This window comes from Dyella sp. LX-66, from assembly GCF_018599165.1.
GTDB lineage: Bacteria > Pseudomonadota > Gammaproteobacteria > Xanthomonadales > Rhodanobacteraceae > Dyella_D > Dyella_D marensis.
The window spans coordinates 153,499-175,657 of sequence record NZ_JAHFVJ010000010.1; the positions used below are offsets into that span (position 1 = coordinate 153,499).

A 22,159-nucleotide genomic window follows, 5' to 3' on the forward strand; every position below is an offset into this window, starting at 1 on the left:
GGCTTTAATCCGACGCCTTGATCAGGTCGGGAAAGCCCTCGTCCTTCAGCAGCATGTCCTGCCTCGGCTTGATGTACTTCTCCTGGAATGCATTCCCCTTGAAGCTGAAGTTCGGAAAGGCGTACTCGGAGATATGGTCCGACAGGCGGAAGCTCAGGTCCTTGCCCATCGACACCAGCTGCAATTCGTCGTGCTGCAGATCGCGGCGAACCATGATGAACGACTTGTCGTCCAGGTTATCCAGCCGCATCACACCGGCCAGCGGCGCCTGCGCCACATTAAGCCCCGCGATCTGGCCGAACGGCACCTGCTTCTCGATGCCCGGCCCCATGCGCGCCGCATCCAGCTCCGACACCGGGATGACGTTCGACACGCGGTTGTAGTTCACCAGCATCAGGTACTCGCGGGTCTTGCCCTGCTCGGTCTGCGAGTAGGCGACCATATCGGCCGGCGTATTGCCGTAGCCGAGCTCGCCGACGGTCTTGCCGCGGATATGCGCGCCGTCCTTCAGATCGTCGAGAGGGATGATCACCAGCGGCGTGCACGTATAGGCCGCCACGAGATACGGCTTGCCGCCGAGCTTGGCGAAACTCATGGCGCGGATCGGCGCGCGCGTTTCGATCATGTTGTGTCCGCCGTGGAAAATCTCGACGGAAGTGATCGACTGCTTGGCGTCGAAGGGATAATGAATGCGCCGCAGCGTCGAAGCGAAATCCTGGTTGGAAAGCCCCGCCACGAAAAGCTCGCCGTCATGCCACTTCATGTCGGTGACGGTGAAGCTGCGCTCGGGCATCTCCTTCCAGAACTTCTCGTTGCCGGTGGGCGCGTCGCGCAGCGCCACCGAGGTGCCTTGCGAAGCTTTAAGGTCGACACGGCGCGCCTTCTTGTCGCTGGTCACGGCGAACAGGGCGGGCGTCTTGTCGGCGCCGTAGCTCACCGCGACATAGACTTCCCCGGTGCCGGGCCGCGCGACCATATCTTCGACCATGACCCTGGCGCCACCCACCTGGTCGGACAGCAGCTTCTCCAGATCGAGCACGTTGAACACCGCACCCGCGGGTTGGCGGGTGGCCGGTGCAAGCTTGATCGCATGCACTTCCGCCGCTTTCCAGTCGGCAACGAAAAGCACGCCGTCCGGCCCGGCGGCGAGCCGCGAAATGGATTTGACGTCCGCGGCCGCAGCATTGACGGACAAGCCCAGCAGGCAAGCCATGGCGATAGTGGAAAGGCGCATAAATTACCCCTTGATACGACAGTGAAACGAAGCCCCAGGAAGCTGGAGTCATGGCCCGTATTGGCTTGCGTGCTTGGCAAGGCGGGGCCGGGTAACGCCCTGATTCGCGCCGATGCTAGGAGGGGTGCCAGGCTGGCGGGTAGGCGCGCGAACCGAATCACGGTGGTGATCGGTGGGCATCAATGACACTTCACGCGGGGGTAATGTTTTTCGATTGACGTGTAGCTGGAGCGCAACACAGAATCCCGAGCTCGCCCTGCCACGGGTGTCTATGAGCGGTCAGGCCTTATGAAGCATGCGCCACCCGGATACGCCTGTCCGTTCTGCGGTATTGCCGACACGCTTCCATCGCCTGCGCCGGAATCGGCCGTTGTGCTGGTGGATGCCAACGTGTTCGCCCTGGTTCCCACACATCACTACGCCGGCATTAAAGGCAACTGCCTGGTGGTGCCGCGGGGCCACTACGAGAACGTGCTGGATATGCCGGACGAGCTGGGCAGCGACTTCTTTCGTGCCACACGTCGCCTGGCGCTTGCCATGCGGAACGCTTTCGGATGCGAAGGCATCTCCACACGCCAGCACAATGGCCCGGCTGGCAATCAGGATGTGTGGCATTACCACCTGCATGTGTTTCCGCGCTACTCGAATGATGGGTTGTATGGGGGGCGGAAGGTGCCCTATGCCATCGAGGAGCGGATGCAGTTGGCGGCAAGTCTCCGAGCTGCTTTGCAGTAGCACCCACAGCACCTACAGCACCCGACAGAACCTCCGTCATCCCAGCGAAAGCTGGGGTGACGGGAATGAGAGGTGACGGGCTTTGTCAGGGAGCTAAAGGGGATGGGTGCAGTTATGCCGATCTAATGAGGTGTTACCTGCCCACCGTCCCCAGATAGTGAAACCCCACCCACGCCATACACCCCGCAAATATCGCCACAAGCCCAAACCCAATCACCGTGCGATAGAACGCCTTCGTCTCCACCGCACGCCGGTAGTCATGCTCAGGCCCCCGATTCCAGCCTGGCATCCGGATCGTCCCCGTCCGCAACGCATTAATGACTTTGCCCATGAAGGCCACGGCAACGACCACCATGCCGTAGTTCCACACCGTCTGTCCGATATCCGCCATGCGTCCCTCGCAGCGTTTCGCGGCGCCGAAGCGCCATCGACAAACAAGGGCGAGAGATATCCCGCCCTGCCTGGGGCTTCAGATCACCGGTCGTCGCCACTCAACAGCGACCCCACGATGCCACCCACCAAGCCGCCACCGAGCGTGGCCCGCCCACCACCGCCTTCCCCGCGCGGCAGATACTCCGCCATCTGATGCGCCAGTCGCGAAATGGGCAACGTCTGCAGCCACACGGAACCCGGCCCGGTCAGCACCGCGAGAAACAATCCGTCGCCGCCGAACAACGCATTCTTGATACCCGGCACCGTGGTGATCTGAAAGCTCACCGAAGACTGGAACGCGCCGACATGCCCCGGGTGCACGCGCAGGGTTTCGCCGGGCGCAAGGTCTTTGCGGATCAATTCGCCGGAGAGCTCCAGCCACGCCGTGCCATTACCGGCGACTTTCTGCAGCACAAAACCGCTGCCGCCGAAAATGCCCGCGCCCAGCGACTGCTGAAAACCCACGCCGATAGTCACCTGCGGCGTGGCGCAGATAAAGCCATGCCGGTGCACCATGTATTCATTACCCGGGCCCACCGTCACCGGCACGATATGGCCCGGCACCTTGGTGGCGAACGCGACTTCGCCGGTGGTGCGCACCGCGCGGTATTCGGTCATGAACAGGCTGCCGCCGCCGACCACGCGCTTGAGCGCGCCGAACAGGCCGCCGCCGCCGCCCATCTGGGTGTGGGTGCTCATCTGGATCGATGAGGTCATCCAGGAAAGCTCGCCGCTCTCGGCAAAGATGCTTTCTTCCGGCGCGAGCTGTACTTCCAGTACGGGCATGACGGTGCCCTGGATGCGTGTCTGCATGTGGTGTTCTCCCTGGCGATGGATGGCTGGCGATTGGCGAAAAAAACCGTAGCGGCGATGGTCCGCGCTTTTTGTGTCGGGTGGAATGTGTCTTTTGGAGCGCAAGAAAATGCGTCCGGAGGTGGAGCTATGGCATTGGCTGAAAAGCGCTTTTGGCATTTACCTGTCATGCCACGGCGAGCGCCCCCCTCCAAGGCACTGTATGCAGCGCGTAACTGCGGCGATGCTATGCGGGCCGGAAACATGGAAACCGGCACGACACAGGAAGACGGACCTGGTGCGCTAACGCGATAAAGCGCCATCAGGCACATCACTCAGCAGGGGGCTTATATGTCGACGACGACCGAGATCAATTCTCAAATCACCGATTCCATTGCGCAGACCAATCCCCGCCCTGCCGCTAATGCCGTTGTTCTCGGCAATGCGGCGGCCGTGGCGCTTGGCAATCTTTATCAGGCCACGGCATCTGCGCTGAGCCTGGCCGCGTATAACGCCGTCAACAGCCAGCAGCAACAGAACATGCTGGCGCAGGCGGCGACGACGCAGGGCGTGATGCAGATCTATTCGATCGATACGGCGAGCGCCGGCGAGGCGACGCAGCATCCGCTGGAGCCGTCGCCTGTCGCGACCGCGGCTGCCGTGCACGATGTCTCCGCGCCGGTCACGCAGTTGAGCGTGTCGCCGAATGCACATGGCATCGATAACGCCGAGCCGTGGTGCCACGCGGCGCTGGAGTTGATGGGCACGGTGGCCAGCACCTTGCACGCGTTCCAGAAGGTGACGGAGGAGAGCGGCACGGCGGCGATCCGGCAGGCGGCGACGGCGGCGGTGCTGATCCACATGATCAAGTCGCCCGATCAGCTGGAGCAGTATCAGAAGATTCTGAAGGTGATCGAGGAGCTTTGACGCTGCGTTGCGCAGTGTTTACGCATTTGCCATCGGATGTGTCCGAAAAGCGCCGCGCATGCTTGCATCGCGCGGTGTTCCTACAGACACACCGAAGTCGTTTTGATAGTTTGGTTGTGTTGCCCGCGGAGTGACTCGAAGCGCGTCGCGGGCAACCATGGCAGCAATGCTGTGAGAGCGCGGGCCAAGGGTGCTCGAACACCCCTGACCCGCTAACCATCACCAACTGTCTTAGGAGTTGATCATGGCTAAGCCAGATCATACGGTACTTCTTCGCCCGCCGATTCCCACGGCGGCAGCTTCACCGCCCATCCGGGTTGTCCGAGCAACACGCGGACACGGTTGACGAGACGGGACTTAAGAGTTTTCGCAGGAAGGATTCCTAGCCGTGAAACCCGGCGCGTTGCCTTGCGCAACGGCGGAAGCTGTTGAACCCGTCATCTACTTCCTCAATCAAGCCGCCCGGGGCTCACGTTTTGAGTTGCCGGTGAAACCCGAGTCCGTATGGTCGCGGCACGCCGTGCTGTCCGGCGGCGTGCCGTTCTCGGAGCGGGGTGCGGTGCTTAGCAAGGAGTTGCTTATGAACAGTGTTCTCGGTGAAGCGTGGATCGTGCGGCACGCTGCTTATTACACGGATCCGGAGGCGGGGCCGGATGCGTTGTTGAACGATGCGACGGAGTGGTTGCAGTACGCGTATTGCTCCATCCAGGTGCTGGCGGAGTTGGTGCATGAGAGGGGGATTGTGGATGCGCAGCGGGTGCCGGTGATGTTGGAGGGGATTGGGGTGTTTATTGATATGGGGATGCGGTGTGCGGCGTTGGCGCATTTGAGGATGCAGTGGGAGCAGGTGCGGGAGGACGAGGAGCTTCCGGTGGTGGCGTCGTAGCGGGGTGGTCCCCTTAGTAACTTCAAGAGGGCGGGAGCGAATTAACCCCCGTCCTCTTTTAGCGCGAAACCTAAAAGTGCTTTGGCTTCGTCGGGTTTTATCCAGCGTTTTTCGGAAGCGATTAGGCGGTGTATGAGTTTGTGGCAGTTGGCGCAGAGTAGGGCCATGTCGGCTAGGCGAGTCTTGCGCTCGGATGCGGCGGATAGGGGGATGATGTGGTGAGCTTCGAATATGGCTTCGGCGAGTGCATCAGAGCCAGCTGGGCCTGTTGATCCGCACACCTCACAGGCAAGGCCGCCGGCAGTGCGTCGCGCCTCGATAAGCTGCGGGCGTAGTCCCCGGCTTCGTTCGCGCCGCCTGTGCACGATGGTCGCAACGCGCCCTTCGAAAAACTCCTCGTCTTCTTCTGCCTCTTGCGAAGGCATGGTTTGGGCCGCGGCGATGTTGGCTCGGATGACTTCGGCCATTTGCTTCACCGCCTCCGGGCGGGAGCCGAGTTCGCTCCATATCTTCCGGTCCATTTGGGAGACGTTGCCTAGGCCGTAGCCGGTGGCGACTTGGCGGAGGTTTTGGAGTTTGAAGGCAACGCCGTCGCCGTTGCGGAAGGAATCCCGCTTCGACGCTTCGGAGTGGTAGGGGAGTTGGCGTAGGAGTTCGGAGAGGGCGGCTACGCGTTGGTCGCCGCCTGAGGGGATTTTTCCGTCGCAGTCGAAGTAGAGATCGAGGGCTAGGATGGTTTCGTCCCTGGTCCAGCTGGGGTTGCCGTGGCCGCTCGTCCTTGCCATTCCATATTTCCCTAAGAATTTTTCTTAAGACTAATACAGAAGATTCTTAGAGATCAGGGTGCATTTGTCGCCGCATTTGGGGCAATTGCTAGGTCCGAGGGGAGCTCGAACTAGACGGAGGAGTACGTCGCCTCCCATGGACAGCCGAAAGCTACCCATGCCTTACAGCCGTTCACTTGCATCCGTCCCTTCTTTTAGCCACATTGCGGCCACTGCCAAAAGGGGGAGGGCAATATGGGGACCACGGGCGGCAATAATGCACCGTCACCGGCAATTACGTTTCGGCGTCGGCTCGATCGGGGCGTTGATGAGTTAATAGGTATTTGCAGAGGAATTCTCGCGGATGGCGAGGTCAACCAATCCGAAGCCGAGTTCCTATTAGATTGGCTGCACCGGCATCGAGAGTTCAGTGACAGCTTTCCATTTAATGTCCTCTATGGACGTGTCGAGGCGGCTCTTTCAGATGGTTTGTTCGACCAGGAAGAGCAAAAAGATCTCTTAGAGAAGCTACATTCGGTCGTAGGGGGAGAGCACTGGGGCGCCAGCGCAAGCATGGCTACCTGGTCGCCCTTCGATAATCCATCGCCGGTGATCCAATTTCCTCGGAGCGATTTCGTTCTAACGGGGGAGTTCGCGATTGGCCCGAAATTTAAGATGGAGTCGTTCATTTCGATGGAGGGCGGCTACGTGAAGAAGTCGGTCACGCAGAGCACCCGCTACCTTGTTATTGGAACATTTGGGTCACGCGATTGGATGCATTCCTCCCACGGGCGAAAGATCGAGGAGGCGGTCGCGATGCGGGGAAAGCGACCGGACTCAATTAGCATTGTGTCCGAGGAGTGCGTCCTAGATTGTCTTACGCCGCTTTGAAGAAAATGGAGGAGCAAGGAGCTAGTCATTACAGGAGAGGCGAGGTTGGATGGGGAGCTCTTTTACCGTGGCTCACGTGCGATTTAGCGTTTTGGAGGAGGGTTACTCCTCCAGGGGGTCAGATGGTAGAGCTTTCCCACCCAATTCCTTGTAAAGCTCGACCCACTTTGGACCGCCGCCTGACATAACCAACTTATTGACGATAGGAATGATCTGAGTATGAAAGCCTGCGGAATCAAGCTTACGAATGAGCGCCTGCAGGCGGTCACGATAGTCGTAACCAGGGACGTAGTTGCTCATGAACGCGCAAAGGAGCTGAAAGGATTTTTCCGCGTCTTCAGGCACGATCCTGTTTAGTGCTTCAAGAAAGTGATCACTTTCATGGGAATCTTGCGCATATGGCGCAACGGACAATAGCCAAGACATATCCGCATCCGTAGGTCCTATTGCAAATCCAATGAAGCGGGAAGCGGTTGAGAGTAGCACCCTTCGTCTCGAAGGCTCTTGAATACCAAATCCTACGAGAGCACTGGCAAGAGTTTTCGCTCTTACGATTTGTTCCTTACTCAGCTTCTCATCAGACCATCGCCCGATAGTTTTGGCGAGTTCCAGCAAGTCATCAATCCTGGCATCCGAAAACATCGCGTCGACAACTGGCGAGTCCAATGTCTCGTTACCCCATATGTAGGCTAGCGCCACGCGTTTAATAAGCCGCTCTCGTGCGCTTCCCACTAAATCATCCAAAGCCAACGCTTGGAAAGGTATGTTTGCGTTGCTAAGTGCAGCGTAGACATGAGGCGTCGTGTTCGCAAATGATAGTCCAGCCAGGGCCGCCAATACGTTCGCAAGATGATCGAACGGAAATATTTTGGCGATGTTGATTTCCACCCATCGCGCGTCGGCATACTGAAGCTGAGCGAGATAGCACGCATAAAGGGTAGATGACTCTAGAGCCTTCCCATTTACACATCCGGCAAGCTCAGCTTCAACTAATTCTTGCAGCTCACCCCATTCTTCTGTGTGGCCGATTGCTGACTTGTCCGCATCTCGACATCGCCGCAGAACGAATTGCAGGAACGCCTCCACCGCAATCCCGCGCGAATTGTTAATTGCGGAAGTCATAGGGTCATCGGAGGGTTCTATGCCCGTTGCGTGGCCTTTAATGGCAAGGATCGCATCGTAAACATGCTTGAAATCCTCATCACCTAGCTCAATTTTGTCGTTGGCAACAAGCATCTTTGCCGCGTCAACAACCACGCGAGGAATCCAGTTTTTGTTTGGCTCGAAATCATCCGACTCCTCAACATGCTCCTGCCAAAAGGCCTCGGAGCTGACAACTGATGCGGCATAAGGTAGGTAGAAGTCTAAGATTTCTCGAAGACAGGAGAGCTTGCCGCTATCCTTTGTGGAATCGAGAAACTTAGCGTAGCCGTTAAGCACTCCGTACTGAGTGCGGCGATTCATGGCAACGCCTGAGTCTAAAGTCCATAGGAACTTGGTCGGGTGAGCCTGGATGGCGTTGCTGATAGCGTCGATTAGGCTCTTTCGGGATCCGCGGCGCTCATCTTTGGGTGGGGCGAACAACTCGACACGTTGAATAAGCGTTTTGTTCTCGGCGAAAGAGACAAGCTCATCTTCCGAGTAGGGGCTCGGGCCGGGGCCATACAAGGTCGAGTGATACGACAAGAAATCTGGGTATTCACGAATTGGCCCCATAACCTCTGTGAGCTGCCTATATGCTTCGTCCGCCTGAAAGTTGCCGAGACCCTTGATGGCGTCGAGCCAATTACGTCGCTGGTGCTGAGCCTTTTTTCCTTGATCGCTACCGGCGTCAGGGCCATTCTCATTATCGAGGATGATGTTAACTATTTTTTGCTGAGATTCCGGTGTTAGCTGCGGGAAGGAGCGTGGCCTTGGCCTGGTCAGGGGGAAGGATCACCCAATGTTCTGCGGGTGTGGCCCTGGCTGTGACGCCGAGAGTAAAGATTAGAAGCAACAGGAAGGGATTTCTTACTCGCATAGCGGCTTGCTCCTTGACTCCGCACTCTTCGGAAGTTGTGTTGTTTCTTTGCGGCTATGGATGGGTCTTGGAATCCAAGATACCTATTCCTATATCGCCAAGCTCAAGCGCCAACTCATACTGTTCGGCGGCGTTGATCTGGCCGAGCGAGAAGCTGGCCTTATCGACATAGCGCCGGAGATGTTGCGTGGGAGAAAGCCGCTCGATCATTGGCAATAGAGCTTCTGCTCGCTGCACCATTTCTTTGGATGGCTTCGTCAACCAGGCGCCTTTCAGTTCGGGCGTATGAAGGAAGTCTTTGGAGACGGAATCCCCGATGCTCGGATCGTTCACATGGACGGAAATCTGATTGCCGCATTGATCGCACTCCCAGGCTTCGATGGATCCGAGCTTCTCCGTGACGTGCCAACTCTGGGCATCGCACTTATCGCACTTCATGCATCCCCCTGACCTTCATATAAGCCTCGGCGAGCCGACCTCCGGCCCGCTTGAGGTTAGCCTCCGATACCCCGGCATAGCTAAGCACTAATGTCACATGCTCAGGCCGAGTTTGATGGAAGCGCTCCGCAGAACGAATACGCACTCCACGCGCAAATGCCTCTGTCACCAATGCCTCGGTCGCACCACGGGCCAATCGCGGCAATCGCAAAAACAACGATCCCCCCGCCACCGAGCCCACCACTTCCATATCCTCCCCAAGCTTCCCTTCCAACACCCCGGCTAACGCTCGATGCCTCGGCGCCAACCGATGCGCAATCCTCCGCAAATCCCTCAAGTACTGCCCACTCCCGATACACATCGCCAGCACATGCTGCTGTAGCGAAATACTCCCCCGGTCCGCCAGCCACTTCACCGCCAGAAACCGCTCCCGCAACCCCCGCGGCACCAGCATGTAGCCCAGCTGCAAGGCCGGAAACATCGAGCGCGCAAAGCTGCTCACATGAATCACCCGCCCATGGCGATCCAGCGACCACAGCGTGGGGCAGGTGCGCACCCCAAACCGATGCTCGCAATCGAAATCATCCTCCACCAGGCAGGCATCGTGCGCATACGCCCATTGCAGCAGGGCCCTGCGCCGCTCCTCCGACATCACCACGCCGGTCGGAAACTGGAACGACGGCGCCACGTTCACCAGCCGCACGCCATCCAGCGCCGCCGCATGCCACTCGATATCCATGCCCTGCGGCCCCACCTGGCACGGCACGATGCGCGCGCCCATCGCCTCGTAGGTGTGGCGCACGCTCCAGTGGCAGGGTTCCTCCACGCCTACGGCGTCGCCTTCGTCGAGCAGCACGCGGGCGATCAGGTCGCGGGCCTGCTGCGCGCCGCTGACGATCAGGATGTCGTCAGGGGCGACCTCGATGCCGCGTTCCACGCTCAAGTACCCGGCCACGGCCTTGCGCAGGGCGATGGCGCCTTGCAGCTCGGGGAAGTCCGGCGCATCGCGGCTGCGCAGCAGCGCCGTCAGGTTCTGCATCCAGGCCTTGAGGCTGCGCGGGTCGGACTTTACGCGCGGCTGCGCAAGGTCGATCACGTCGCCATCGAAGGCAGGCGTTTCCGCCTCGGGCACGGCAGGCAGTGCGGCGCGCCGGGCCAGGCGCGACAGCCGCGGCGCTGCCGGCGCTTCCACCTGTGCCTCCACCGGCGCGCCGCCCGCGGACACGCCGGCGGCGCGCACGCACACATAGGTGCCGCTGCCCGAGCGCGACTCCAGGTAACCCTCGCTTTCCAGCTGGTCGTAGGCCATCAGCACCACGGTGCGGGAAACCCCTAGGGCCACGGCCATCGAGCGGCTGCCGGGCAGGCGGGCGCCCGGCTGGAAGCGGCCCGAGTCGATGTCCCGCCGGATGGCATCGGCGAACTGGGCATACATCGGTTCGTCGTGCTGCCGCCTGTTGGCCATCTTTAAGCGCTCCGCGGCGGCTGCAAGTGGTCATATCGAAAAAGCGCGCGACCGGTCATTTACGACCCCGCCCGCCGTGAAGAATGATCATGCCACGGCCGGCAGGACGCCCCTCGCGGGCGCGCCGCCGCCACCGCCCGCATCGGGCAGCCCAACTGGGGAATCGCAACTTACCGCTACTTACGACACCGGTCCACGGCCCGGCGGCGCGGTGCGCTCGCGATTTGCCTGCGCCTGGTCTTAGAGAGGCCGGCGGCTGCAGCGGATGCCACGGCGGTGCGCACGTGTCCGGTATGTCATGACTTAATCGAGGAAGCATCGGTATGAAGCGTTTTACCTTGTCTGTGCGCAAGCTGGCGGTGCTGATCGGTTGCGTGCTGTGCCCGGGGCTGGCCAGCGCGCACGGTATCGACGACCACAGCAGCGACCCGGCCTACGCCCGGTACTACCAGCAGCCGGTGAGCTGGGGCGCTTGCCCGCCTTCGCTGTTTACCGACGGCAGCACCATCCAGTGCGCGCTGGTCACCGTGCCGCAGGACTGGGCCGACCCGAGCCAGGGCGACATCACCATCGGCATTTCCAGGCCGCTCAACCCGCCGGCGTATACCCGCCTGCTGCTGGTGAACGGCGGCGGGCCGGATAACTCCAGTGCGTCGATGGCGGAGATGTTCGAGCAATGGCAACCGCAACTTCAGGTTGACCACCTGGTGGTTGGCGTGGACCTGCGCGGCGTGACCGATGGCCTGGGCACCCAGGTGAGTTGCGACTACGCCCCGCGCAGCGGCGCCGAGAACTTCATGGACGGCGACAGCCGCAACCCCACGCCGGCCAGCCTGCAGGCGCAGCAGGATTGGTGGAACCGCTCGATGCGAGCGTGCCTGCAGCAGCACGGGGCTTTCCTCAAGGGCATCACCACGCCCAACCACGTGCGCGACTTGAACCTGGTGCGCGCCATTCTGGGTTTCCAGCACGCGGACCTGTTCGCCGTGTCCAGCGGCACCGGCTTGATGGCTTACGCCAGCCGCATGTTTCCCGACAAGTTCGAGCGCGTGGTGCTCGACAGCAATATGAACTGGTCGCACCTGGACTGGCAGCAGCAGGCGCTGCAGCGCATGTCGATGGACCAGCTCAATCTGCAGCAGGCCTTTATCCCTTTTATGGCGCGGCACAACGACCAGTTCCACATGGGCACCACGCCGCAGCAGGTGATGACGACTTTCCAGCGCATCTACCAGGCCACTTCGCAGCACCGCATGGGCAGCGTCACGCCGGACCAGGCGCTGGGCGCGCTGGATGGCACGGCGATGTGGATCTTCTGGGACCTGATGGTGGCGCCTTCGCTCAGCGCGATGTCCGATGCACTGGACGGCGACCCGGCCCATATCGCCACCGCCGAACAGATCGCCTCCATGACTTACGCCGACCTGCGCGCGCTACCCAGCTTCAACCCGATGGGCGCCGCCCTGCAGTGCAACGACTCCGGTTCCACCGACCACCGCAGCGCCGCGCGCAAGATTGCTGACACGCATAAATTTTTGGGGGTGGGCGCTTCGACCATGGAGGACCAGTGCCAAGGATGGCCGTGGGCGCCGGCGATCGATCCGCTGCTGGAGCTGCGGACGAAGGTGCACGGGTTGATGGTGCAGGGGGAGTTCGATCCGTCGACGCCGTATGGGGAGGCGTTGGTGGATCGACTGTGGAATGGGAATGCGGCGCCGATGGTGTTTATCGACAACGCGGCCACGCATGGGGCGATTTTCGATGACAACGCGTGCGTGGCGGCGGCGGAGTTTGGGTATCTCAATACTGGCGTGTTGCCGAAGCGCGATGTGATTTGCCAGGCGGGGCCGATGCATTCGTTTGGGATGCGGGATGGTGCGGCGTATGAGTACGGGTATCCGGCGAGGGGGCCGTGGCTGCCGTTGCCGCCGGATGTGGGGCAGGTGAGTTGGGTGTTGGTGCCTTAATGCTTGAGCCCCTCTCCCACTGGGAGAGGGGTTGGGGTGAGGGTACGGGCGGAGCGCAAGAGTGATGTGCATCGCTCCGGCCGAACCCTCATCCGGCTGCCGCCACCTTCTCCCGGAGGGAGAAGGGTTCTAGTTTGAAGGTTGAGGAATGCTGCTGCGGTGGTGTACACCGCGGCTGAGCCCCTCTCCCCCTGGGAGAGGGGTTGGGGTGAGGGTACGGTCGGAGCGCAAGAGTGATGCGCATCGCTCCGCCCGAACCCTCATCCGGCTCCCCCTGGCCACATTGCTAGAAAAGCGCGATCCAGGGATTTCTGCTGCGTCGTGCAAAAAAAGCAGCAATGCTCAATCCAGAAATTCCCAGGTGTCCGCCCCATCGAAATGCCTGACAACCACCGACGCCAGCAACGCGGGTTCAAAATTCCGCAGATTCACGCCGTGGCGAGCGCCTGGCTTGAGCTCCATCGGCTCCCAATGGGTGGCGATGCCGCAGATCTTGCATCGCACATTCCGCAAAGATCGATCGCCCCAGACATAGGTTTCCGTGTTCTCGGGGTGGCCTTGGATGGAGACTGAGCCGAGCTCGTAGTAAGCCCATATGCCTCCCGTGCGGCGGCAGAGCGAGCAGTTGCAACTCGTGGCTGTTTCGGGCGCTGCTGGAAGCGTGAGGCGTACTGCGCCGCAGTGGCAGGAGCCGTGGAGGGATGGTGTGGGTTGTTTGTGGCTCATGGGAGTTGTCGCGGCGCGACCTCGAGTGTGACCTGCTTGGGCAGCATGAAGGTCAGGACGTCAGCAGCCACCGCCGGTATCGAATACCGAATAGAAGCCGCATCCGTGGATCTGCGTTCGAACTTCATGTCCTTGAAGCCAGGCTTCGACGTCAGATTGACCAATCTGGCTCATTCCATGTCCTCCCTGTGGGAGAAATCTGGGTGTGGCGCAATGTCCGCTTCGAGTCGAAAGCGGACACTCCACTATAGGTCTATCACCTGGCCATAGAGGCCCGCTCGTCGCCTCTAGTTTGCAGGCGCACCGGAAAAGCCGCCAATCGCACGTAAGGCGTCGGCATCCATCAACACGCCATCCATCATCACCAGCTTGGTCTGACGCAGTGCGCTGATGTTGGCTTGCGGGTTGCCGTTGACCAACAGCAGATCGGCGGTCTTGCCGACGTCGATGGAGCCTGTACGTTTGTCGGCGCCCACCAGGTGCGCCGGGACAATGGTCGCGCTCGCAAGCGCTTCGGTGGTCGAAAGTCCGGCGTCCACGTAGAGCTCGAGCTCACGCACCAGTTCCATGCCATAACCATCCGTTCCCGCGACGATGGGCACTCCCGCTTCGTGCAGGACGCTCACAAGGCTCTGCAGCTTGGCGAAACTCGCGCGATAGTCGGCACGTGTAAGGCCGGCGGGAACGGCCAGGCCGCCCTGGCGCAAACCACGCTCGAAGCTCGCGGGCAAGGTGCCGGCAAACGGTGCGTACGCGGGCGAGAGGTCGCCATTGTCCCGGGCGTAGAAAGCTTCGACGACGGAAAGCGTGGGATCGACGGTGATCTTGCGTTGCGCCATCGTCGCGACCAGCGATTTCATCGGCTCCGCATGAAGATCGACATCCTTGGAATAACGTGCCGTCCCTTGCACGCGGGTTAGACCCGTAGCCGATACGACCGAATCCGGCATGGCCTCCATGATCACGTAGAAGATGTGGGTAATCTCATCGTAACCGTCAGCAATGGCTTGCGCGGGGCGCATCCCGAAGGGAAGGTGCCCATGCACATGCAGGCCCAGGCGGTGCGCCTCGGCAGTCGTAGCGCTTACCCATGCGGGATTGAACGAACCGTAGATCTTGATCGCGTCAAAGCCGTCCGCTTTCGCTTGCCGCACCAGAGCAATGGCCTGCTCCTGGGAGGTGGCGACACTACCCAGCTGCGCCGTGAAAGGGCCCTTGCCATCGATCAACGATGACGGATAGACATGTGGGATCAGCAGCTCACCCTTCGCTCGCCGGGCCATGCGCGATAGCGTAAGGGTATTGACGTTGCCAGGATCGCGTATGGATGTAATGCCCAGGGATAGCAGCTCCGGGCCGACGGCATCGCCACCGATGTGTTGATGAGCGTCCCACAGGCCTGGCACCAAGGTTTTACCGGCCCCATCGATGACATCCGCATGCTTGGGAACCTTGACGCTGCCAGTCAGGCCGACTTGCGTGATGAGCCCATGTTCCACCACAACGGTTTGACCGTCGACGAACCGGCTTCCATCGACGAATGCGCGTACATTTACAAACGCGACCGGTCCTGCAGGCTTCTTAAGGAACTTCCGTGCTATGTCGCGCGAACGTGAAGCCAAGGCATCGCCTTGCGCCTTTTGCAGCATGGGCACCGCGCTCTCATAGCCCTCAGGTATGTAGGACAGTGAGTCGATTTCGGCAAACACCTTGCTCGATTCGTCGACCCATATGGCGAAGGGCGTATTGTTGACCCCAGTGATGACGTAGGCGGTCACTTTCTTTTTCGAAGCACCCTGGCCGACGAAGACACTAGTGAGTGTTTCAGCATGCGCTTGCCCGCTAGGCAACATGGACAGCGATTTGTCAGGTTTGGCGAGAAGAGTCTCGATGAAGTCGGCCTGCACATCGAACGGCCCGCCATAGCTGAGGTATTCCGCGGGCGAATGGTAAGCAGCCGAGCCGCTATCCACCGCGCTCTTCCACGTGGCCACGCCGCTTTTTATCGCGAATGTTTCGGCAGCGTCGCCAAAAGACGTCTGGCCATGAACGACAACGCGATCGAACATGCCGTCACTGCCCACATGCGACGCACTATCCGTTTCAGTGGTAAGGCCGCGTAAAAGTACGCTTTCCCGTCCCATCTTTGTGCCATCGGCGGCGGTCCACCGCATGGAAGTGCCATGCCTCGCTGTGGAAGACACAATGGCAAAGCGCTGCGCCGTCGGCGGTGGCAGGGCAAGCTCACCGGTAGGCGTCTGTGCGCAGGCGAGCAGCGGAATCATCAAACAGAGGGAAACCAGGGCAATCACTTTGCGCATACCGTCAGCTCCAATGGATCTTTATCAGGCGACACATCTAAATTGAAGCTAGCCTCGTTCCCGAGAGCAATCCAGGGCTAGAGGTCATACGTGATGCGGAAGTGACTGGCTGCCGAGCGAAGGATGCGATCTCGATCACGCTAAAACCGAGGCGCACGCCGGTCTAACGCCGCGACGCCTTACGACAGCGAAGGTCGTCAATCCGTAAGGTCCGCTTCGGGTCGGAAGCGGACTTTACAGAACATCTGAACTGGCCAGGCAAGATGGCTCACCGAACCGGGTCTCGACTTTCCGCCACGACTCCAGAAGAGATGTCCTGGCGATCCCTATAGAAATAACCGAGCCCCACAGCCACGCCCGCTGGAATGAGCATATACAGGCTATGAAAGGGATTGAGCGTAAGCATGCTGATAGCCACAGCCTTGGCAGACGCCTGCCAAGAGTGATGCATTGGCATGGCGATTAAGCAGAGGATGACGAACGGGAAGGCCACCGTAACCAAGAGTACGACGCTTGGGATGAAGAGTGGCGATCGGCCAACGAGGCGGGTCGTTGCGAACGCAAAAACCATCGCTGCCGCACTATTCCATAAGAGGATAGCCATAAGACTGCTGAAGGGCACAAGCATAGAAACAATGAGGTATGCAAGAACCAGCGCAAAGTGGATTCCCAGGTTCTTTAGTGCTCTGACAGCCAGTTGAATTCCCGGTCCTTTCTCGCCCATCTCCTTACTCCTTTCTTATCCGCTTCGGTTCGGAAGCGGACCTAAGAATTGCAGCCCTTCGTTCAAGTAAAAAACGCTACCTGACGCGCTAGCTCTTCGTCGTCCAGCGCCTCAAATTCCGAATAGGTTGCCTCCGGCATCAAAGCCACGCCTGCATCTCTTCCATTCCAAAATTCGAGATCCGCACTTTGGCAGTAAGAGCAATGCATGGTCGTCGTGTAGCGCCCGCTTGGGCCGTGATCGGCCAGCGCTGCCAGGACTTTCCACAGGTGGATCTGCTTGTTAGAAGGAAGAAGATCTCTCACCCGTTCGGGAAACGGGCCGAACGCACTGGCGACAACGTATGAGCTCCCATCTGGATTGCCCAGGACTATTTCCCCGTAGCTGGAATCGATAACTGCCGGCTGCCTAAACGCCTCGTGACACGCTCGGCATTTAGCGTCACAAGCAACGAGTTGTTTGGCCATGAAAGGCATCGCCTCCGAACAGAAATGAACCATTGGAAGTGTCCGCTATGGGTTGGAAGCGGACATCAGCTCTCCTCCTGATGCATATCTCTGCTGGGCGCGGCATCCATGTGGACTCGCTCTGAAAGCACCGCCTTGGCGCTCCTGAAGAAAAGGACACCCAGCAATAAAACCAGCGTCTGTAAGACCATATATCCGGTGGAGTGTGAAAATTCACCACCCCGCAGAAGCACGGCCAGCCAGAGCGCCGCACCCGATAAAATGCAGATCGCCGCCCAGACCCTGACGACAAGATACGCCCACGTCTTGCGCGTATAGACCGAAAAGATGATTGATATCTGGATGGCGATTGGCAAAAGCGTTATCCATACGCCACTCATCAGGCCTAAGAGGTTTAAGGCCAGAAGTATCCCAACGGTCGAGTAGAGCGCCGGCACGTAGTAAGTCTCAAATTTACTTTGCATGACCATCACTCCCCTTGATGGTGGCTCCAAGACTTCCATAGGTTGCGCTCCCGCGCCGCGCCCCTGAGGTCCGCTTTGGGTTGCGACTTCAGCCCGTACTAAATCAGGTCGAACGCGAGGCCGATATCCACTCAGGGTTTATCGTTTGACGACACCGCCGGGTAAGCTCCTGATGTAAAGCGCGTCCTGGTTGATGGCCGCCGATCCCGCTTGATGCATTCATCGCCGAACAACCTGATAGTGCCAACGGCACGAGTTGGTGTCGATTGTTCCAGGGTGATGCGATTTCCCGCGAAGGTTCCGATTGCCAGAAGGTTCATCCCTACTACCAGCCCGTCGTTAGCGCCGTGATCCAGTTCCAGCCGATACCTGCATTCGAGCTTGTCGGCATCGTCATCGTGAAGCCGACTCACTGAGACCACGCCGACTTCCAACGGCACTTCGCGAATCAGCGACTGCTGAGCGGCTGGCAGGATAGGTATGCCGTATGCCTTGCGCTGTTCATCGCCCGTGCGCATGAGAAACAAGCCCTGGGCACTTTTCCGTGGCTCATCGCCCAAGTTCACTGCGCTGGCGAACGCGGGAAGCTCGTTCTCGGAGATCATGTACATGCGATCGCCCCAGGCGACAGGTACTACGTGGTCAGCGAAGCCGAAAGCCCTCTCATCGTTGGGCTTCTCATACTTCAGCAGCAGACTGCCATCGGCTTGAGGAATCACCATTCCCTTGTTAGCTGTGTAGGTACCAAAGCATCCCTGCCATGTGGCGGCAACGCCGGAAAGGGGAGCGAACGATACGGATACGTTCTGGCCCGTACCATCGCCGAAGTAATAGTCGCCGGCCCACGCAACTCCCGAAGTCGTCGAATTTTCTCTGTCGATAGCGGCGCGCTGCGCTTCAACGGCATGCGTGAAAGCTCTTCGCGTTGCAAGGTCTTGAGCGTTATCCGCCTGAGGTGAGGCTGGTTGGGGTGGTAATGCGTAACCAAGAGACGCATCGCCCAGCAACGCCAAAGATAGTCCCAGCAGAAAAAGACGACGGCTTTGCGCAAGCGGGTGCATGATTTCCTTCTCCCCGTAACCTGAAGCGGCGCAGTTGCCTTTCTTCAGTAGTAAATCAGCCTATCGGTCCAGAGATGTCCCGGTTGGTCGAAAGCGAGCAAGCACTTTTGCGGAAAGCTTTGCGACTGGTTGACTCAGTATCCGCCCGGCGGCCCAGGTGGATGAGACCCCAGATAGACATCCCTCGGCCCACGGTTGGGATCGTCAGGGTACCCAGTCGGCGGCGCTGAAGCGCGCTGAGTCCAAATGAAAATGCCGATGACCAAGCCGCCCAAGACGGGAATGAGCCAGACGACCAATGCTTGTCCGACTTTCTGGCGAATAAGGAACCCTTGATCAACGGTGACCACCCAGGTGACGGCGGCATTCAAAACCAGGAGCCCGTATAGACCGAGATATAGATACGCGCTGGCCCGACCTAGGTTTTGTGACCGGAAAGAAACAAAGAATCCGAGCGTGATGCAGATCGCGACAAACCCGAGCAAAGCTCGCAGGTTGAACTGAGTTCGTTTGGACGAATTATCGCGCACGGAATCCCCCGAATCCTGAAGCAATGTGCGCATGGTGCCATGCCGCCATCCAAGTGTCCGCATTGGGTCGGAAGCGGACCTTGCGGTGTTCCGCGTCCCCGCCCAAGAGCTGGATCAGATCGTCATCGGCAGTCAGGGACGTTCATGAGCGTCTTCCAGTTCCCGCGCTGTATTCAGAAGACCCATGAGCTCCTTCGGGCTAGTCAACCCAGCCAACGTGATGTCTACCAGGCCGAACTTGGGCATCTTCTGGTTTATCTTGACTAGCTCACCATCAAGCCTCACGGACTCGCTGAGCGAAGCTCGCGCAGACGCGATATCGCCATCCTCGATCTTCTGAAGAAGCCACTTGTCCTCTTTAAGGCGTACACGATCCGCGCCATGGGCGGCAACCGTGGCCACGGAAAGATGGCAGCTGAATCCAGACCAGAAAGCCATCCAAAGGCTGCCAGCCCAGACCAGCGTTACCGCCCCGAAAAGCACCAGGACCTTCTTTCGCATCTCTACATCCTCGCCGTTATCCAGCTTGAGGCGCCGATTAAAGTCATTGCGGACATCGGACAGGCTCTTCCTGAGGAGCCATTCATGCCATCGTCGTCATGTGCGCTTTGGGTCGAAAGCGGACTATCCGAGTGGCACAAAGCCGCCGCTGGAGTTCCACATCATAACTACTCCGGCTATGCCACCGCCGATGCACAGCAAGACCAGTGCTTTCACCTGCCATTCTTTGGAGAGCGCCATTCGATACGCGCCAGGATGTCTGACAAGCGCAGCCGCTCCTCCCCCTAGGAAGATCCAGAAAATTTCATGGATCCACAACAGAATGACCAGAGCAAACCAGGCCAACACCCAAGGACTTCCTTCGCGAGGTCGAAAGAACGACCACACCGAGGGAACGCCACCTACCGTGCATGCAAGGCCCATGGCAAGCCATGGAATATTCGAGACGATCAGATACCGGCGCAAAAGGTTTGCGTAGCCCACCGCCAGTGCGGGGTCCTGCTGAATGTGTATGTCTGCGCGCCGATTGATCGCAGGAACATTCATGAAATTAACGGCTATGAAGAATAGCCATGAGTATTTGGCGATCCACTCAATGGGCAACATTTCGTCTCATTTTGGCCATCCCTAGGAGCGCCTTTATTTGGTCCGCTTTGGGTCGAAAGCGGACCTTGCGGTTTTCAACGTGCCCGCCCAAGAACTGGATCGGATCGTCATCAACGGTCAGGGTTGTTCATGAGCGTCATCCAATTCCCGGGCTGTATTAAGAAGACCCATGAGCTCCTTCGGGCTCGTCAACCCAGCCAGCGTGATGTCCGCCAGGCCGAACTTGGGCATCTTCTTGTCTAACTTGACCAGCTCATCATCGAGCTTCACGGACTCGCTGAGCGAAGCTCGCGCAGACTCGATATCGCTACCCTCAATCTTCTGAAGAAGCCATGCGTTCTGTTTAAGACGAGCACGATCCGCGCCATGTGCGGCAACCGTGGCCACGGAAAGATGGCAGCTGAATCCAGACCAGAAAGCCATCCAAAGGCTGCCAGCCCAGACCAGCGTTACCGCCCCGAAAAGCACCAGGACCTTCTTTCGCATCTCTACATCCTCGCCGTTGTCTAGTTTGAGGCGCTGATTAAAGTTGTCTCGGATATCCGACAGGCTCCCCCCGTCGAACCATTTGTTCCGTCGTCGTCTTGTCCGCTTTAGGTCGAAAGCGGGACGTTCATATATCGTATCCGGCCTCGTCGAGGCGAGCGCGCATGCGCGCTGAGAACTCGATGATCTGCGCCTTATTGAAATGACTATAGGTCGGAAGCGAAGCCTCCGGGACATTCAGAAGAAGCGCGACTCCGCAGGCGATTACGTACCTAAGCTCGTCAGGTGAGAGTTGGACGTCGATGGCATTGCTCATTGTTCCCCTTTTTTTATGCCGGCTTCGGATCGAAAGCGGTCACGTTCCCGCCCGTCTTTTTGCCTTCAAGATCGCCGGCTTTCTAAACACCCTGTCGATGTCAGGCGGTGATATGTCAGCCTACTGCGAAGCGATTCGGCTAGAGTCAGCGGTGATCTCGGCTTAGTCGCGCGGCCAGCATGGTGAACCTCCGGCCAAATAAGGCGGCGCAATGATTGCTAATGTGTTCCAGATTGCTCAACAACAACGGGTGATCCCTGGCTGCTTGGAGGAACGCTGGAACACAAATGCTTAGATCCACAAACGGGCCTTCGGAATTAGCATTCACTCCGCAATAGAAAGCCACGCTGCACAGCGCTGCGAACGATACGTCAATATCTTGATCAGACGTCATGTCTAGCAGGAGGCTCGAAGCTGACGCATTTTGCGGGATCATGATCTCCGCTAGGCAAGTACGCCAACTTGTGCCATTCAGCCGCCACATCCGAGAAAGTTCGTCCCAATCGGTGGCGGTGAACCGCAGCAACAGATCTATTGCAACTTGATGTCCGCCTCCATCCGCCCAATCCTGCGTATCAGGGGTTTGTGCGCGTAGATGAGCTGACAACTGCTCAAAGGATGAGTGCATTTTATGGGCGGCGTGCAGGCCGTGGCGCAAGAGTGTGGGGCGATTCTGCGGCTCCGAATCGCAAGTGGCAACTGGCCGGCCGAGGGCCGTTCCAGCGCCAAGTCAACTGCATGGTTTCCCCCGATAGATCTGGAAACTCCTCCCAAAGAAGCTCCCAGATTCTAACATTCCCGAATAATGGGCCTGCCGCGATGAGCTCTAGTAGGGGCTGTCGGCAGGCTGGCCGGTAGCATTGGTCCATATGTCGTCGGGAAGCGAGCGATCACGCAGACAGATTCGATCATGGTCCGGATAGGTGATTCGGTCGACAGGTGCGCGAGTGCCTACGACCAAGCATCGGGTTGGAGAGGAGCTCCGATTCTCAAGATAGTGCCCGACCGCGACACCAGCCTTGAAGGTAGCGGCGTCACCCGCCCGTACGAGTGTCTCGGACGTACCTTCGACAACTGTAATCTCACCGGCGAGGACATAGACCATCTCATCTTCCGCACTGTGCCAGTGCTTGATTGATGACCGGCACCCTGGCTGGAGAATCTCGACAAACGCGCCGAATTGCGTGAGTTCGCCTGCTTCGCTGATCCACAACGTCTGGTTCGGCTCAGGGGAATCCTCGACTGGGCTGATCTCGGACACGAAACGGTCCTGACTGAAGACTGGCATGGCGTGGACTCCCAGGGTGTTCTCTCGTGGACCTTCCTTTACCGCGATAAGGTCCGCTCTGGTTAGAAAGCGGACATTCCCGAAGAAAAGAGCCTGCTCTCAACTAGAACGCCGCGCT

The 22,159-nt window shown here is 59.1% G+C and carries 22 protein-coding genes and 1 pseudogene; 5 read left to right on the plus strand and 18 right to left on the minus strand.

Annotated features, from left to right (window positions below):
* Positions 1 to 4: 4 nt before the first annotated feature.
* Positions 5 to 1,234, minus strand: a complete 1,230-nt coding sequence (locus tag KK141_RS18005; RefSeq protein ID WP_214571015.1) for a hypothetical protein — start codon at positions 1,232 to 1,234, stop codon at positions 5 to 7.
* A gap of 288 nt (positions 1,235 to 1,522) precedes the next feature.
* Here KK141_RS18005 and KK141_RS18010 point away from each other — a divergent pair, with 288 nt between their 5' ends.
* Positions 1,523 to 1,969, plus strand: a complete 447-nt coding sequence (locus tag KK141_RS18010) for an HIT family protein (RefSeq protein ID WP_250901844.1) — start codon at positions 1,523 to 1,525, stop codon at positions 1,967 to 1,969.
* A 133-nt stretch (positions 1,970 to 2,102) separates the two neighbouring features.
* On the opposite strand, the gene KK141_RS18015 is transcribed toward KK141_RS18010, so the two are convergent.
* Positions 2,103 to 2,360 (minus strand): hypothetical protein, encoded by a 258-nt coding sequence (locus KK141_RS18015; RefSeq protein ID WP_214571014.1) that lies wholly within the window; start codon positions 2,358 to 2,360, stop codon positions 2,103 to 2,105.
* A gap of 83 nt (positions 2,361 to 2,443) precedes the next feature.
* Positions 2,444 to 3,373: a TIGR00266 family protein gene (locus KK141_RS18020; RefSeq protein WP_250901845.1), complete on the minus strand. Its 930-nt coding sequence runs from the start codon at positions 3,371 to 3,373 to the stop codon at positions 2,444 to 2,446.
* 171 nt (positions 3,374 to 3,544) lie between these two features.
* On the opposite strand from KK141_RS18020, the pseudogene KK141_RS22995 reads away from it, so the two are divergent.
* A pseudogene (locus KK141_RS22995) lies at positions 3,545 to 3,814 on the plus strand (RebB family R body protein); the annotation flags it as partial.
* 694 nt (positions 3,815 to 4,508) lie between these two features.
* Positions 4,509 to 5,006 carry a hypothetical protein gene (locus KK141_RS18030; RefSeq protein WP_214571012.1) on the plus strand — a complete coding sequence of 166 codons (498 nt, stop codon included), beginning with the start codon at positions 4,509 to 4,511 and terminating at the stop codon, positions 5,004 to 5,006.
* A gap of 41 nt (positions 5,007 to 5,047) precedes the next feature.
* On the opposite strand, the gene KK141_RS18035 is transcribed toward KK141_RS18030, so the two are convergent.
* On the minus strand, positions 5,048 to 5,791 hold the full coding sequence (locus tag KK141_RS18035; RefSeq protein ID WP_214571011.1) for an HNH endonuclease: 744 nt from the start codon (positions 5,789 to 5,791) through the stop codon (positions 5,048 to 5,050).
* A 234-nt stretch (positions 5,792 to 6,025) separates the two neighbouring features.
* On the opposite strand from KK141_RS18035, the gene KK141_RS18040 reads away from it, so the two are divergent.
* Positions 6,026 to 6,661 (plus strand): BRCT domain-containing protein, encoded by a 636-nt coding sequence (locus KK141_RS18040; protein WP_214571010.1) that lies wholly within the window; start codon positions 6,026 to 6,028, stop codon positions 6,659 to 6,661.
* Between the two features lie 102 nt (positions 6,662 to 6,763).
* Here the strand turns inward: KK141_RS18040 and KK141_RS18045 are convergent, their stop codons facing one another.
* The 3 genes from KK141_RS18045 to KK141_RS18055 form a co-directional block, all read right to left on the minus strand.
* A complete protein-coding gene (locus KK141_RS18045; protein ID WP_214571009.1) occupies positions 6,764 to 8,125 on the minus strand; it encodes a hypothetical protein in 1,362 nt (453 codons plus the stop codon).
* 610 nt (positions 8,126 to 8,735) lie between these two features.
* The gene (locus tag KK141_RS18050; RefSeq protein WP_214571008.1) at positions 8,736 to 9,119 is read right to left on the minus strand and encodes a hypothetical protein; all 384 of its coding nucleotides are present in this window, start codon (positions 9,117 to 9,119) and stop codon (positions 8,736 to 8,738) included.
* A complete protein-coding gene (locus KK141_RS18055; RefSeq protein WP_214571007.1) occupies positions 9,106 to 10,584 on the minus strand; it encodes a PLP-dependent aminotransferase family protein in 1,479 nt (492 codons plus the stop codon). Before KK141_RS18055 ends, KK141_RS18050 begins: the two co-directional genes overlap by 14 nt.
* Before the next feature lie 323 nt (positions 10,585 to 10,907).
* On the opposite strand from KK141_RS18055, the gene KK141_RS18060 reads away from it, so the two are divergent.
* On the plus strand, positions 10,908 to 12,551 hold the full coding sequence (locus tag KK141_RS18060) for an alpha/beta fold hydrolase (RefSeq protein ID WP_214571006.1): 1,644 nt from the start codon (positions 10,908 to 10,910) through the stop codon (positions 12,549 to 12,551).
* 342 nt (positions 12,552 to 12,893) lie between these two features.
* Here the strand turns inward: KK141_RS18060 and KK141_RS18065 are convergent, their stop codons facing one another.
* The 11 genes from KK141_RS18065 to KK141_RS18115 all read right to left on the minus strand — a co-directional run bounded on the left by KK141_RS18065 (position 12,894) and on the right by KK141_RS18115 (position 22,014).
* On the minus strand, positions 12,894 to 13,277 hold the full coding sequence (locus KK141_RS18065) for a GFA family protein (protein WP_214571005.1): 384 nt from the start codon (positions 13,275 to 13,277) through the stop codon (positions 12,894 to 12,896).
* Between the two features lie 287 nt (positions 13,278 to 13,564).
* Complete coding sequence (locus KK141_RS18070) at positions 13,565 to 15,598, minus strand: amidohydrolase family protein (RefSeq protein WP_214571004.1); 2,034 nt, start codon at positions 15,596 to 15,598, stop codon at positions 13,565 to 13,567.
* A gap of 268 nt (positions 15,599 to 15,866) precedes the next feature.
* A complete protein-coding gene (locus KK141_RS18075) occupies positions 15,867 to 16,322 on the minus strand; it encodes a hypothetical protein (protein WP_214571003.1) in 456 nt (151 codons plus the stop codon).
* A gap of 62 nt (positions 16,323 to 16,384) precedes the next feature.
* Positions 16,385 to 16,789, minus strand: a complete 405-nt coding sequence (locus tag KK141_RS18080) for a hypothetical protein (protein WP_214571002.1) — start codon at positions 16,787 to 16,789, stop codon at positions 16,385 to 16,387.
* Positions 16,790 to 16,854: 65 nt separating this feature from the next.
* Positions 16,855 to 17,253, minus strand: coding sequence for a hypothetical protein (locus KK141_RS18085; RefSeq protein WP_214571001.1), 399 nt, complete (start codon positions 17,251 to 17,253; stop codon positions 16,855 to 16,857).
* A 131-nt stretch (positions 17,254 to 17,384) separates the two neighbouring features.
* Entirely contained in the window at positions 17,385 to 18,314 is a 930-nt protein-coding gene (locus KK141_RS18090) for a hypothetical protein (RefSeq protein ID WP_214571000.1), read from the minus strand.
* A gap of 134 nt (positions 18,315 to 18,448) precedes the next feature.
* Positions 18,449 to 18,877, minus strand: a complete 429-nt coding sequence (locus KK141_RS18095) for a hypothetical protein (RefSeq protein WP_214570999.1) — start codon at positions 18,875 to 18,877, stop codon at positions 18,449 to 18,451.
* A gap of 99 nt (positions 18,878 to 18,976) precedes the next feature.
* Positions 18,977 to 19,345 carry a hypothetical protein gene (locus KK141_RS18100; protein ID WP_214570998.1) on the minus strand — a complete coding sequence of 123 codons (369 nt, stop codon included), beginning with the start codon at positions 19,343 to 19,345 and terminating at the stop codon, positions 18,977 to 18,979.
* 123 nt (positions 19,346 to 19,468) lie between these two features.
* The gene (locus KK141_RS18105) at positions 19,469 to 19,951 is read right to left on the minus strand and encodes a hypothetical protein (RefSeq protein WP_214570997.1); all 483 of its coding nucleotides are present in this window, start codon (positions 19,949 to 19,951) and stop codon (positions 19,469 to 19,471) included.
* Positions 19,952 to 20,068: 117 nt separating this feature from the next.
* Entirely contained in the window at positions 20,069 to 20,437 is a 369-nt protein-coding gene (locus KK141_RS18110) for a hypothetical protein (RefSeq protein ID WP_214570996.1), read from the minus strand.
* A 1,142-nt stretch (positions 20,438 to 21,579) separates the two neighbouring features.
* Positions 21,580 to 22,014: a cupin domain-containing protein gene (locus KK141_RS18115; RefSeq protein ID WP_214570995.1), complete on the minus strand. Its 435-nt coding sequence runs from the start codon at positions 22,012 to 22,014 to the stop codon at positions 21,580 to 21,582.
* Between the last annotated feature and the right edge of the window lie 145 nt (positions 22,015 to 22,159).

Coding starts and splice junctions, on each gene's coding strand:
- KK141_RS18005 (WP_214571015.1), bottom strand. CDS start 1,234: ATGCGCCTTTCCACTATCGCCATGGCTTGCCTGCTGGGCTTGTCCGTC.
- KK141_RS18070 (WP_214571004.1), bottom strand. CDS start 15,598: ATGCGCAAAGTGATTGCCCTGGTTTCCCTCTGTTTGATGATTCCGCTG.
- KK141_RS18050 (WP_214571008.1), bottom strand. CDS start 9,119: ATGAAGTGCGATAAGTGCGATGCCCAGAGTTGGCACGTCACGGAGAAG.
- KK141_RS18095 (WP_214570999.1), bottom strand. CDS start 18,877: ATGCGCACATTGCTTCAGGATTCGGGGGATTCCGTGCGCGATAATTCG.
- KK141_RS18110 (WP_214570996.1), bottom strand. CDS start 20,437: ATGCGAAAGAAGGTCCTGGTGCTTTTCGGGGCGGTAACGCTGGTCTGG.
- KK141_RS18080 (WP_214571002.1), bottom strand. CDS start 16,789: ATGGCCAAACAACTCGTTGCTTGTGACGCTAAATGCCGAGCGTGTCAC.
- KK141_RS18090 (WP_214571000.1), bottom strand. CDS start 18,314: ATGCACCCGCTTGCGCAAAGCCGTCGTCTTTTTCTGCTGGGACTATCT.
- KK141_RS18105 (WP_214570997.1), bottom strand. CDS start 19,951: ATGTTGCCCATTGAGTGGATCGCCAAATACTCATGGCTATTCTTCATA.
- KK141_RS18060 (WP_214571006.1), top strand. CDS start 10,908: ATGAAGCGTTTTACCTTGTCTGTGCGCAAGCTGGCGGTGCTGATCGGT.
- KK141_RS18100 (WP_214570998.1), bottom strand. CDS start 19,345: ATGCGAAAGAAGGTCCTGGTGCTTTTCGGGGCGGTAACGCTGGTCTGG.
- KK141_RS18055 (WP_214571007.1), bottom strand. CDS start 10,584: ATGGCCAACAGGCGGCAGCACGACGAACCGATGTATGCCCAGTTCGCC.
- KK141_RS18040 (WP_214571010.1), top strand. CDS start 6,026: ATGGGGACCACGGGCGGCAATAATGCACCGTCACCGGCAATTACGTTT.
- KK141_RS18020 (WP_250901845.1), bottom strand. CDS start 3,373: ATGCCAAAAGCGCTTTTCAGCCAATGCCATAGCTCCACCTCCGGACGC.
- KK141_RS18010 (WP_250901844.1), top strand. CDS start 1,523: ATGAAGCATGCGCCACCCGGATACGCCTGTCCGTTCTGCGGTATTGCC.
- KK141_RS18015 (WP_214571014.1), bottom strand. CDS start 2,360: ATGGCGGATATCGGACAGACGGTGTGGAACTACGGCATGGTGGTCGTT.
- KK141_RS18045 (WP_214571009.1), bottom strand. CDS start 8,125: ATGAATCGCCGCACTCAGTACGGAGTGCTTAACGGCTACGCTAAGTTT.
- KK141_RS18075 (WP_214571003.1), bottom strand. CDS start 16,322: ATGGGCGAGAAAGGACCGGGAATTCAACTGGCTGTCAGAGCACTAAAG.
- KK141_RS18065 (WP_214571005.1), bottom strand. CDS start 13,277: ATGAGCCACAAACAACCCACACCATCCCTCCACGGCTCCTGCCACTGC.
- KK141_RS18035 (WP_214571011.1), bottom strand. CDS start 5,791: ATGGCAAGGACGAGCGGCCACGGCAACCCCAGCTGGACCAGGGACGAA.
- KK141_RS18085 (WP_214571001.1), bottom strand. CDS start 17,253: ATGCAAAGTAAATTTGAGACTTACTACGTGCCGGCGCTCTACTCGACC.